Genomic DNA, 11,841 nt, shown 5'->3' on the forward strand with positions numbered 1-11,841 from the left:
ACGACATGCCGTCAGCGCAGCGTGCAAGGATGTTCTCGTAGTTTGAGAAGAGTTTGCCTGGAGTGCTTGGCTGCCAGGACGAATCTGTGGTTGGCTGACTGTAACGCCTTCGTATGAAATCGCCGACATCCGTGTAGTCAATCCGATGACGGCGACTTGACCGTGGCTAAGGGGATTTTCGTGCTTTATTTCTATGAGTTTCCTGTGGGCGTGGCGTGACGACACTGGAGACCATCGCCGGGGCGCGCGGTGCCGCCACCCCGGCTCGGGAACGACGTCTGCATCACGTGTTCGAGGCCACTGCGGACCGGGTACCGGGGGCGATCGCTGTGGAGCACGAGGAGGATGCGCTGAGTTACGCCGGGCTGGACGCCCGCGCGAACCGGCTCGCTCACGTGCTGCGCGGGAGGGGTGTCGCGGGCGGGTGCCGGGTGGCGATTCTGCTGCGGAGGGGGTTCGACACCTACGCGGCGTTGCTGGCGGTGGGTAAGGCGGGTGCGGCGTTCGTGCCGATCGACCCGGCCTCGCCGCCGGACCGGGTGGCCTACATCGCCGGTGACTCCGCGGTGGATCTGCTGATCACCTCGTCCGAGCTGGCGGAGAACGCCGGCGACGCCACGGCGGCAGGCGTCGAGCTGCTCGTGCTCGACCTCGCCGCCGACGAGCTGGCCGCCGCGCCGGACATCCGCCCGGAGCCCGATCCGGGTGAGGATCCGGCCGCCTATGTGATCTACACCTCCGGCTCCAGCGGCAGGCCGAAGGGGGTGGAGGTCGGGCAGTCGAGCATCTGCAACTTCCTCGACGTCGTCCCGGCGGTGTATGACGTGCGGCCGGAAGACCGGGTGTACCAGGGCATGACGATCTCGTTCGACTTCTCGATCGAGGAGATCTGGCCGACCTGGGCGGTCGGCGCCACGCTGGTGGCGGGTCCGACGGACTCGCGCAGGCTCGGCGCCGAACTCGCGGACTTCCTCGAGGACAAGCGGATCACCACGCTCTACTGCGTTCCGACGCTGCTGGCGACCCTGCCGCGTGAGCTGCCGGGCATCCGCAAGCTGCTCGTCGGCGGCGAGGCCTGTCCGCAGCAGCTCGTCGAGCGCTGGGCCAAGCCCTACCGGCGGATCCTCAACACCTATGGCCCGACCGAGGCCACCGTGACCGCGACCTGGGGCGAGCTGCTGCCGGGCAGGCCGGTGACGATCGGGAAACCACTGCCCACCTACTCGGCGCTGATCCTCGGCGAAGACCGGAACCCGGTCCCCTTCGGCGAGGTCGGCGAAATCTGCCTCGGCGGACCCGGCGTCGCCCGCGGGTACGTGGGACGTCCCGAGCTGACCGCCGACAAGTTCTTCCCGCATCCGCTCGCGCGCGACGGCGGCAGGCTGTACCGCACGGGCGACCTCGGCCGCTATACCGAAGACGGGGAAATCGAATACCTGGGCCGCGCGGACGCCGAGGTCAAGATCCGGGGCTACCGCGTCGATCTCGGCGAGATCGAGAGTGTGCTGCTCGCCGACCCCGCGGTGGCCGAGGCGGTGGTCGCGTTGATCGCCCCGCCGGAACCGGCCGACGCCGCCAAGGAACTCGTCGGCTACATCGTCCGTGGTGAGGAAGGTGCCGGGGAGAGCCGCGAGGAACTCGTCCACCGCCTGCACGAGGACATGCGGAAACGGTTGCCCGCCTACATGGTGCCCGCCTACCTCGACGAACTGCCCGGGCTGCCGATGATGCCCAGTGGCAAGGTCGACCGGCCGAAACTGCCGTTTCCCCAGTGCAAGCGGCTCACCGCGAGCACCGGCCCGGTGGTCGAGGCCGAGGGCGAGCTGGAAACCCGCGTCCGGGCGGCGTGGGCCGGGGTGTTCGGGCTGGAACCGGAGCAGCTTTCGGTCGAGGCGGACTTCTTCGCCGATCTCGGCGGGCATTCGCTGCTGGCCGCCCAGGTCGTCTCGAAGCTGCGCTCGATGGAGATCGGTGCTTCGGTGGCGGTGCGGGATCTGTACGCCAACCCGACCGTGCGCGCGTTGTCCGCGCAGCTGGGGGCGGCCGAGCAGGTCGGCACGGCGGCGCCGCGCCCGGCGCCGATCCGGCACAGCGGACGGCGGATCGCCGCGGCGGGCGGGGCCCAGCTCGTCGCGATCTACCTGCTCCTGCTGGTCATCTGCCTGCCAGTGTCCTATGTGTACACCCAGAACGACGGCCAGGTCTCGGTCCGCGTGCTGGTGCAGCTGCTGGTCGCCATCCTGGTCAGCTATCTCGGCGTGCGCTGGATCGTGCCGCCGCTGGTGGCGCGCCCGCTTTCCCTCGGTATCAAACCGGGCCGGTACCGGTTGTGGGGGCCCACGTACCTGCGGCTGTGGACGCTGGACATGTTGCTGGCGATCGGCCCGCTCCCGGTGTTGTCCGGATCCCCGATGATGGCGCTCTACCTGCGGGTTCTCGGTGCGCGGGTGGGCAGGCACAGCACCATCGCGACCAGTTCGGTGAGCCTGCCCTCGATGGTCCACATCGGACACGACGTCTCCCTCGGCTACGGCGCGGTGCTGCGGCCGTGGCGGGTCGAGGACGGCTGGGTGACGGTCGCCCCGATCACCATTGCCGACGGTGCCTTCGTCGGGGCGAACGCCGTGCTGGAACCCGGCACCACCGTCGGCGAATGGGCCGCGGTCGGGGAGCAGTCGGTGCTGGGGCAGGAGGAGATCGTCCCGGCGGGTGACCGCTGGTCCGGGTCTCCCGCGCAGCCGACGACGTCGCTGGAGCCCGCGGCCGAGGTGATGCTCGACGCGCGCGGCGACATGGGCGGCTGGAGGCCGCGGCACCTCGGTGCCGCGGTGCTCGGGCTGATCTGGCTGGAGTTCCTGGCGATCGCGATGATCGTGCCGGGTGTCGCGCTGGTGTGGTGGGCGCTGCTGGGCTGGGGCGTGCTGGCAGGGGTGCTCGCGACGATCTTCGCCGGGCCGGTGTTCGTGCTGACCGTGTGTGTGGTCGTGGCGCTGGGCAAGCGGATGGTGCTGCGGACGGCGCCGGTCGGGGTTTTCCCGGTGCGCTCGATGCTCGGCGTGCGGAAGTGGATCTCCGACAAGCTGCTGGAGATGAGCCTGACGTTCACGAACTCGCTGTACGCCACGCTCTACACGGTGCCCTGGCTGCGGCTGCTCGGGGCGCGGGTCGGGGATCGCGCCGAGGTGTCGACCGCGGGCCACATCGACCCGGATCTGCTGACGCTGGGCAAGGAGAGCTTCGTCGCGGACATGGCCAGCGTCGGCTGCGCGACGTTCGCCAACGGCCGGATCGCGTTGCTGCCGACCGAGATCGGCAGCCGCGCGTTCGTCGGCAACGCGGCGTTCGTCCCGGCCGGGTCGAGCATGGGTGACGGCTCGCTGGTCGGGGTCAGCACGGTGCCGCCGTACGACGGGGTCCCGGACGACACGTCGTGGCTGGGCTCGCCCGCCATCCACCTGCCCCAGCGGCAGGACAGCGGGAACTTCGCCGAGGACCAGACGTTCTCGCCGCCGCGCAAGGTGGTGGCACACCGGCTGATGATCGAGTTCTTCCGCGCGACGCTGCCAGCGACCGTGCTCGGCCTGAGCTTCTATCTCTACCTGACGATCCTGTCGGATCTGGCGCAGGGCAACTACCTCTACATTCCCGCGCTGGTGTCGCCGCTGGTCGCGATCGCCGTCGGCCTGGCGACCATCGGGTACTGCGCGGCGACGAAACGGAATCTGGTCGGTGTGTACCGGCCGCGGGTGGAGCCGTTGTGGAGCAAGTTCGTGCGCTACGCGGAATTCACCACCGGGTTGTACGAGGCGGCCGCGGTGCCCGCCGGGGTCGGCATGCTCGTCGGGACACCGTTCCTGCCGCCGATCCTGCGCTGGTTCGGCGCGGACATCGGCCGCCGGACCTGGATCGGGACCACTTATCTCACCGAGTTCGACCTGGTCCGCGTCCGCGACGACGCGACCGTCGGCACGGAGAGTTCCCTGCAAACACACTTGTTCGAGGACCGGGTGATGAAGATGTCGTACGTGACCGTGGAAGCCGGCGCGACCATCGGGACCCGCGCGATCGTGCTCTACGACGCCGTCGTGGGCAAGGAAACCTCACTGGGGTCGTTGTCGCTGCTGATGAAGGGCGAGCAACTGCCGGACGGGACACGATGGCGCGGCATCCCCGCCCAAGGCGTCGTCACGATGGCCGAGGCAGGTGCTTCGTGAGCAAGCCATTGGCGCTGGTGTATCGCGGCCCGGCGACGACGGAGGGCTGCCCGGAGGCGGTCGCGGAGTTGTTGCGGTCGAGCAGGCACGGCTTCCGGGTCCAGTACGCCGGGCCCGGCGGGGACGTCCCGCTGAAGCGCAAATCGCTGGAGGAGGCGGCGCTCTACGCCCAGCCGGGCGGCGGGACGCTGGAGGACTCCTATCCGCATCTGAAGAACCGGCGCGAGGTGATTCGCGACTTCGTCTCCGAAGGCGGCGCGTATCTCGGATTCTGCCTCGGCGGCTATCTCGCCGGTGCGACACCGGGTTTCGGCCTGCTGCCGGGCGACACCGACCAGTACATCGAATCCGACGGCGCGACTGTCGAGCACGACGGCAACACGCTGGTGAAGGTGCGCTGGGGGATGTTCCGCCGTCGCAAGCTGTTCTTCCAGGACGGGCCGTACTTCTGGCTCAAGGACGGCGCGAAGGCCAACGTGGTCGCCCGGTACTCCAACGGCGAGATCGCGGCGGTCGTGACGCCGTTCGGCTCAGGCAAGGTCGGCGTCGTCGGCCCGCATCCGGAGGCGACCCGCGACTGGTTCACCGACGCCGGGCTCTCGGTGCCGTGGCGTTCGGGCACGAAACTCGGGCAGGCGCTCGTCGACGCGGTGATGGCGCGGTGAGCGAACGGAAACGGCTGGTCGCGATCGACGCGACCCGCGGGATCGCGCTCGTCGGCATGATGGCCGTGCACTCGCTGTACGAATCGACCGAGTCCGGCGCGCCGACACTGTCGTTCACGATCTTCGGCGGCCGGGCCGCGGCGGCGTTCGCTGTCCTGGCCGGCGTGACGATCGCGTTCCTGACCGGACGCCGCCGGGTGGGCGCCGCCGACGCGCGCGGCCAGATCGCGGCGCTCGTGACCCGCGCGCTGGCGATCGCGGTCGTCGGGCTCGTGCTCGGCTACACCGACGCGTCGATCGCCGCGGTGATCCTGCCCTACTACGGCGTGATGTTCCTGCTCGCGATTCCGCTGGTGTTCCTGCCGACGTGGCTGGTCGGGGTCGTCGGCGCCGCGCTCGCGGGCGGCGTTCCGGTGCTGATGCACTACTGGCTGCCGCATCTGCCGAAGCCGACGCTGCTCAATCCGACCTGGAGCTACCTCTTCGAGCATCCGCTCTCGCTGCTGTCCGAGCTGACGCTCACCGGCGAATACCCGGCGCTGTCGTGGTTGCCGTATCTGGCCGCGGGGATCGTGATCGGCAGGCTGAAGCTGTCGAGCGTGAAGGTCGCGGCCGCGCTGCTGACGTCCGGGGTGGTGATGGCGGTGAGCGCGGCGGTGGTGTCCTCGCTGCTGCTCAACCGCTGGGGCGGACTGCTGCACATCTGGCTGGCGCAGAAGGAAAGCTTCCTGACGACGGCGGAAACGGCGGACGTGCTGCGCTTCGGCGCGGACGGCACGGTGCCGCCGGAATCGTGGTGGTGGCTCGCGGTGGACTCCCCGCACACCAGTACCCCGCCGGATCTGGTCGGCACGACGGGCACGGCGGTCGCGCTGCTCGGCGCGTTGCTGCTGCTGGGACACGTCACGCAACGGCACGTCCGGCGCGTCGTGCGGATCGTGCTGGCGCCGCTGGCCGCGGCGGGAAGCATGACGCTGACGCTGTACACCGTGCACGTCATGTTCATCAACTCCGACTACGACACCTACGACGCCGTGGTCGGGTACTTCCTCCAGGTGTGCGCGGTGCTCCTGATCGGCCTCGCCTGGCGGGCCACGGCGGGCAAGGGACCGTTGGAGGCGCTCGTCTCGTTCCTGTGCACCCGGGTACGTCGTCTGGTCACCCGGTCTTCGGGCCCTCGCGTGCCCGACGGCCCGCCGCCGCCGATCAACGCGGTGACCGTCCTCCGCGTTCCCGAACCGGCCAAGTCACCCGACCGGTAGTTCCGCGCATGACGGGACCGGGGATCACGGGATGTTATGGCGAAATGGGATTAGTGCGGCGGTAACGGCGGTCAATACGCTCCACCGAGACGACGACGAGAGCGGCGGCCCCGGTCCCCCCAGCGCACGTCCGCTCGGAAACCGAGGTCCCCGTGAGCCGCATCCGTGTCCTGTCCCTGGCGACAGTGCTCCTCGCGCTGGCGCCGATGGCGGGAACCGCCGCCGCAGCAACACCTGTCCCGGAACCCGCCGCGCCGTACTGCTACGAGGAACCGTCGAATCCCACCGCGGACGTGAGTGATCTCAGGGCGAGGTTCTCCGCCTCGAACTGGATGCCGACCCTCCAGGCCGTGTACCAGCGGCGCTGGCCCAGCGGGCAGGCACTGGCGGTCGCGCAGGCCAAGGACAAGTACTGGGACCAGTTCGTCCAGAAGAACAGCTTCGAGTCGTTCGCCGAGTCGATGATGGTGGCCATCCACGAGGAAACCCACATGTGGGACCTCGACGGGGCGCGGACCACGTGGAACCAGTACACCGCGGCCTGGATCAACGCCTCCCGGCAGGACCTGAAGATCCCGCTGCACGACGGCTTCCCCCGCAAGGAGATCCTGCCGCTGATCAAGGATCGGCTCAGCGACTCCATGGACGGCATCTACCTGCGTGACAGCACCCAGGGCAGCTATCACCTCCAGGGCGTGACGGCGGAACTGAACGCCGGGCTGACCGGACTGCCCGCGGTGACCGTGCTGCAGGAGTACATCAAGGGTGTCGGGGCCAGCAACGCCCGCGACATCGTCGCCACCAACCTGCGGTACCTGCTGCTCTACCTGCGAGTGGCCAAGGACAAGCACCCCGCGTACTGGACCCAGATCAAGAACGAGCCGAAGCTGCGCGAGCTGGTCCTGACCCAGTTCCTGCGGTCGGCCTACTGGCTGGAGAAGTCGGCGCCCTACACCGGCAAGCTGGGCAGCCCCGACGCCGACAAGATCACCGCGACCAACTACGCCCCGGAGAACCTCGCGATCCTGCAGGAGTTCACCGGCGCGAAGGTCCGCACCGACGCCCAGAAGAACTGCACCGCCTGATCGCGGCCGGGGCCGGTCCCGGTGACCGGCCCCACGCTCCGGAATATCTCTTGCGCGATTACAGTTGAGCGCTCAAGTAGATGGAAGGAGCGGGTCATGCAGTTCGGGATCTTCACGGTGGGCGACGTCACGACCGACCCGGCCACCGGCACCACACCCTCGGAGCACGAGCGGATCAAGGCGATGGTCCGCATCGCGCTCAAGGCCGAGGAGATCGGCCTCGACGTCTTCGCCACCGGTGAGCACCACAATCCGCCGTTCGTGCCGTCCTCGCCGACGACGATGCTCGGCTACATCGCGGCACGGACCGAGAAGATCGTCCTCTCCACCTCGACCACGCTGATCACCACGAACGACCCGGTGAAGATCGCCGAGGACTTCGCGATGCTCCAGCACCTGGCCGACGGCCGCGTCGACCTGATGATGGGCCGCGGCAACACCGGGCCGGTCTACCCCTGGTTCGGCCAGGACATCCGGCAGGGCATCCCGCTGGCCATCGAGAACTACCACCTGCTGCACCGGTTGTGGCGCGAGGACGTCGTCGACTGGTCCGGCAAGTTCCGCACGCCGCTGCAGGGCTTCACCTCGACGCCGCGGCCGCTCGACGACGTGCCGCCGTTCGTCTGGCACGGGTCGATCCGCAGCCCGGAGATCGCCGAGCAGGCCGCCTACTACGGCGACGGCTTCTTCGCCAACCACATCTTCTGGCCGAAGGAGCACTTCCAGCGCCTGATCGAGCTCTACCGCGAGCGGTACGAGCACTACGGGCACGGCAAGGCCGACCAGGCGATCGTCGGGCTCGGCGGGCAGCTGTTCATGCGGCCCAACTCCCAGGACGCGGTGCGCGAGTTCCGGCCGTACTTCGACAACGCGCCGGTGTACGGGCACGGGCCGTCGCTGGAGGAGTTCACCGAGCAGACGCCGCTGACCGTCGGCAGCCCGCAGCAGGTGATCGACAAGACGCTGAGCTTCCGCGAGCACTTCGGCGACTACCAGCGCCAGCTGTTCCTGATGGACCACGCCGGCCTCCCGCTCGACACCGTGCTGGAACAGCTCGACCTGCTCGGCGAGCACGTGCTTCCGGTGCTGCGCAAGGAGTTCGACGCCCGGCGCCCGGAGCACGTCCCCGAGGCGCCGACGCACGCCTCGCTCAAGGCCGCGCGCGAAGCCGAAAAGGCACTGGCGTAACTCGGAAAGAGGTCAAGTCATGACACGCACACTCGCTGTGGTCACCGCCGGGCTCAGCCAGCCCTCGTCGAGCAGGCTGCTCGCGGACCGGCTCGCCGCCGCGACGGTGACCACGCTGGGCGAGGCCGCCGTCGAGGTGATCGAACTCCGCGATTTCGCCGTCGACGTCACGAACAACCTGCTCACCGGCTTTCCCAGCCCGAAACTACGGGCCGCGATCGACACGGTGGAGCGGGCCGACGGGCTGATCGTGGTCACACCGGTGTTCACCGCGTCGTATAGCGGTCTGTTCAAATCCTTCTTCGACGTCCTCGACCAGGTTGTGCTCGAAGGCAAGCCGGTGCTGCTCGGTGCGACAGGTGGTACCGAACGGCATTCGCTGGTGCTCGATCTCCAGCTGCGGCCGTTGTTCGGCTACCTGCGCGCGACTCCGGCGCCGACCGGGGTGTACGCGGCGTCGTCGGATTGGGGCGGCGGGGACGCGCTCGGCGCGTTGCAGAAGCGGGTCGAACGCGCGGGCGGCGAACTCGCGGCGATGGTGGCCGGACGCTCGCCCACCGCAGGTCAGACCACGGAGCCGTTCGCGTCCGTGCCCTTCGAACAGCTACTCGCCGGGACGGACGGGCAGTAGTCTGGCGGGGTGCGGACCCTGGTGCTCGGCGGCTACGGCGCGGTAGGCGCGCACATCGTCGCCGAGCTGGGGCGGGAGACGTTCGTGGCGGGGCGCGATCCCGTCCGCGCCGACATCGCCGTCGACCTCACCGACGACATCTCCTACCGCGCCGCGCTGACCGCGATCCCCGAAGTCGACGTCGTGGTGAACGCGAGCGGCGCGGAGGACGTCCGGCTGGCCATCCTCGCCACCGACGCCGGGATGTCCTTTGTGGACATAACGGCGTCGACGGCGTACGTGGCCGAACTGGAGCGGCTCGTCCCGGCCTCGCCGGTCGTCGTGGGTGTGGGGATCGCACCGGGACTGACCGGATTGCTCGCCGCCGCGGCCCATCAGGCCGTGCCAGGCCCGATCGATCTCGCCGTGCTGCTGGGCGCGGGCGAGCGGCACGGCGTGGCCGCCACCGCGTGGACCTACGATCTGCTCGGCCGCCGGTTCGCCGACCCCGGCGGTGGCAGCGTCCGCAACTTCACCCGGCCGAAGGCGTTCACACTGCCCGGCTTCGGCAGGCGGCGGCTCTACCGCGCGGACTTCTCCGATCAGCACACGCTCACCGCGGAATTCGGCGTCCCGGTGCGGACTTACTTCGGTCTCGACTCCCGGCTGGCGACCTCCGGCCTGGCGGCGCTGACCTGGATTCCGCCACTGGGACGGCTGAAAGCCTTGCGGGGCGCGCACTTCCCGGGCAGTGACCGCTGGCTGGCGCTGGCGAGGGCGGCGGACGGCCGGACGCGCTGGGCGGCCGGACGCTCCCAAGCGCGGGGCACCGGCGTCATCGCGGCGGCGACGGCGCGGGCCGCCATGGACCTGCCGCCGGGTGTGCATCACGGACATCGGGTGCTGAGCCTCGACACGGTGCCCGACCGCGTCATCGAACTCGGCTAGACCGGTGCGGCTCCGTGCGAGCCGCACCGGTTTCCCCGCTACTTGTACCAAAGTTCGTAGTAGCCGGTCGGGTTTTTCCAGCAGTAGGCGCCGGCGTGCCCGGCGGCCTGGGCGCCGGTCGCGGCCACGTTGCACGCGAATTCGGAGGTGTACCAGTACCCCGACCACGTGTCGGCCGAGGCGGGAGCCGCGGTGGCCACGAGCGCGCCGAACCCCAGTAGCCCGGCGACGATCAGCTTCTTCATCAACGATCTCCTCCAGTTCCGGCGGGCGTCGGGGCCCGGCCGTGGTCAGTCTTCGGCACGACCACGAGCGAGACCAGTTTCCGGCACCGGCATTGCCCGACCTTCGACCGGAAACTGCCCGGATGACCCGGCCGGGCAGCGAAGTCGTCCACAGTGGACTGTCCGGGTACTCAGTGAGCGGGCACCGGGCGCGGCGTCCACGGATGCGCGCGAATCAACGCGGACAGCGCCGCGACCGGGCCGTGGGTGAGCGGGCGGCGGCTGCTCAGCCCGAACACCACACTGCCGGGGTCCGGGAGCGGAGCGGCCGGAACGGCCATGCCGTGCGGCACCATCGACGTGGCGAAGAGACCGACGCCGAGTCCGGCGAGCACGGCGGCGCGCAGGCCGTTGAGATGAGTGCAGGTGCACGCGATACGCCAGCGGAAACCATTGCGCCGCAAGGTGTCCAGCGCACGCGCCCGGGTGATGCTCGGCTCCGGGTAGACCACGAGGGGCACAGGTTCGCCCGGGTCGAGACAGAGCCCGGGAGCCCCGGCCCAGGACAGCGAGTCCGACCACACCGGCAGGTCGGCGGAATCGTCGGGACCGCGTTTGGCGAAGGTCAGATCCAGTTTTCCCTCGGTGAGGCGGTCGTGCAGCACGCCGCTGAGCTCCACGGTCAGTTCGAGGTCGACCAGCGGGTGGTCGCCACGGAACCGGCGGAGCAGCTCGGGCAGCCGTGACAGCACGAGGTCCTCGCAGACCCCGAGCCGGATCCGGCCACGGGGCTCCGGCCGGGCGAAGTACCGGATCGCCCGATCCTGCTGGTCCAGGATGTCGCGGGCGAAACCGGTCATGGCCTCGCCGTCGCCGGTGAGCGCGACCCGGTGCGTGTCGCGGACGAACAGCTCGCGGCCCAGCAGCGATTCCAGCCGCCGCACGTGCTGGCTGACCGTGGACTGGCCCAGCCCCAGCCTGCGCGCCGCCTCGCTGAACCCGCCGGAATCCGCGACGGCGAGGAACGTCCTCAACAGCACCGGATCGATCACCATTCCGGCTTACCACCATCAGTGTCCGTCTGGACACGAAGTGTGCGTGGAGCCACTGCTACTTTCGCTTGGTGATCACCACCGGCTCGATTTTTGTCGGAATTGCCTTGAATGCCGATTCGGGGACGCCGAATGTGGCCGCGAGCACGTCCCGCGGGAGCGAGTTCAGCGTGCCGACGATGCCGATGTCGTCGCTGGGCTCGCCGACGCTGGTGTTGAAGATGACCAGCACGTCGAGCCCCTGCGTCTTGCTGGCGTTCTCGAAATAGTGAAAGAAACCCTGCGGCGCGAAAACGAGGTCGCCCTGCTTGGCCGTGAAAGCGGAGTTGTGATAACTCCCGTCCCCGTGGGTGCCCAGCATCGTCCATTTCGCCGTGCCGGAAAGGATGTAGTTCAGCTCCCACGCGGACGGGTGCCAATGCGGCTCGCGAATTCCGCCGACGTCGAGGTGGACGAGGTAGACGGATCCCTTCTGGTCCTCGGTGAGCACCGGGAAGGTGTCCTTGTTGGCGCCGCGCAGCGTGCCGCCGTCGAAGGTCATCGGCGCGGTCTTGCTCAGCGAGAACAGGAACGGCGACGCGCCGCCGTTCGCC

The 11,841-nt window shown here is 69.3% G+C and carries 10 protein-coding genes; 7 read left to right on the top strand and 3 right to left on the bottom strand.

The features are described from left to right. Window positions 1-215 precede the first annotated feature (215 nt). From ACFW0G_RS42125 to ACFW0G_RS42155, 7 genes are all read left to right on the top strand, one after another. Window positions 216-4,214: a Pls/PosA family non-ribosomal peptide synthetase gene (locus tag ACFW0G_RS42125; RefSeq protein ID WP_378331160.1), complete on the top strand. Its 3,999-nt coding sequence runs from the start codon at window positions 216-218 to the stop codon at window positions 4,212-4,214. Beyond that, on the top strand, window positions 4,211-4,879 hold the full coding sequence (locus ACFW0G_RS42130) for a BPL-N domain-containing protein (protein WP_378331161.1): 669 nt from the start codon (window positions 4,211-4,213) through the stop codon (window positions 4,877-4,879). Before ACFW0G_RS42125 ends, ACFW0G_RS42130 begins: the two co-directional genes overlap by 4 nt. Next, a complete protein-coding gene (locus tag ACFW0G_RS42135) occupies window positions 4,876-6,141 on the top strand; it encodes a heparan-alpha-glucosaminide N-acetyltransferase domain-containing protein (protein ID WP_378331162.1) in 1,266 nt (421 codons plus the stop codon). Before ACFW0G_RS42130 ends, ACFW0G_RS42135 begins: the two co-directional genes overlap by 4 nt. Before the next feature lie 152 nt (window positions 6,142-6,293). Continuing rightward, window positions 6,294-7,226 (top strand): hypothetical protein, encoded by a 933-nt coding sequence (locus ACFW0G_RS42140; RefSeq protein WP_378331163.1) that lies wholly within the window; start codon window positions 6,294-6,296, stop codon window positions 7,224-7,226. A gap of 96 nt (window positions 7,227-7,322) precedes the next feature. Beyond that, window positions 7,323-8,414, top strand: a complete 1,092-nt coding sequence (locus ACFW0G_RS42145; protein ID WP_378331164.1) for an LLM class flavin-dependent oxidoreductase — start codon at window positions 7,323-7,325, stop codon at window positions 8,412-8,414. A gap of 19 nt (window positions 8,415-8,433) precedes the next feature. Further along, window positions 8,434-9,045, top strand: coding sequence for an FMN reductase (locus ACFW0G_RS42150; protein ID WP_378331165.1), 612 nt, complete (start codon window positions 8,434-8,436; stop codon window positions 9,043-9,045). Between the two features lie 9 nt (window positions 9,046-9,054). Next, window positions 9,055-9,972 (top strand): hypothetical protein, encoded by a 918-nt coding sequence (locus tag ACFW0G_RS42155; protein ID WP_378331166.1) that lies wholly within the window; start codon window positions 9,055-9,057, stop codon window positions 9,970-9,972. Between the two features lie 38 nt (window positions 9,973-10,010). On the opposite strand, the gene ACFW0G_RS42160 is transcribed toward ACFW0G_RS42155, so the two are convergent. The 3 genes from ACFW0G_RS42160 to ACFW0G_RS42170 form a co-directional block, all read right to left on the bottom strand. Continuing rightward, window positions 10,011-10,217, bottom strand: coding sequence for a hypothetical protein (locus ACFW0G_RS42160; protein ID WP_378331167.1), 207 nt, complete (start codon window positions 10,215-10,217; stop codon window positions 10,011-10,013). A 170-nt stretch (window positions 10,218-10,387) separates the two neighbouring features. Beyond that, window positions 10,388-11,251: a LysR substrate-binding domain-containing protein gene (locus tag ACFW0G_RS42165; RefSeq protein ID WP_378331168.1), complete on the bottom strand. Its 864-nt coding sequence runs from the start codon at window positions 11,249-11,251 to the stop codon at window positions 10,388-10,390. 55 nt (window positions 11,252-11,306) lie between these two features. Next, the gene (locus ACFW0G_RS42170) at window positions 11,307-11,816 is read right to left on the bottom strand and encodes a cupin domain-containing protein (RefSeq protein ID WP_378331169.1); all 510 of its coding nucleotides are present in this window, start codon (window positions 11,814-11,816) and stop codon (window positions 11,307-11,309) included. Between the last annotated feature and the right edge of the window lie 25 nt (window positions 11,817-11,841).

This window comes from Amycolatopsis sp. NPDC058986, assembly GCF_042741125.1.
Classification (GTDB): Bacteria; Actinomycetota; Actinomycetes; order Mycobacteriales; family Pseudonocardiaceae; genus Amycolatopsis.

Bases quoted from the DNA above. Each gene is read 5' to 3' on its own strand.
- ACFW0G_RS42160 (WP_378331167.1), bottom strand. From the start codon at position 10,217: ATGAAGAAGCTGATCGTCGCCGGGCTACTGGGGTTCGGCGCGCTCGTG.
- ACFW0G_RS42165 (WP_378331168.1), bottom strand. From the start codon at position 11,251: ATGGTGATCGATCCGGTGCTGTTGAGGACGTTCCTCGCCGTCGCGGAT.
- ACFW0G_RS42150 (WP_378331165.1), top strand. From the start codon at position 8,434: ATGACACGCACACTCGCTGTGGTCACCGCCGGGCTCAGCCAGCCCTCG.
- ACFW0G_RS42145 (WP_378331164.1), top strand. From the start codon at position 7,323: ATGCAGTTCGGGATCTTCACGGTGGGCGACGTCACGACCGACCCGGCC.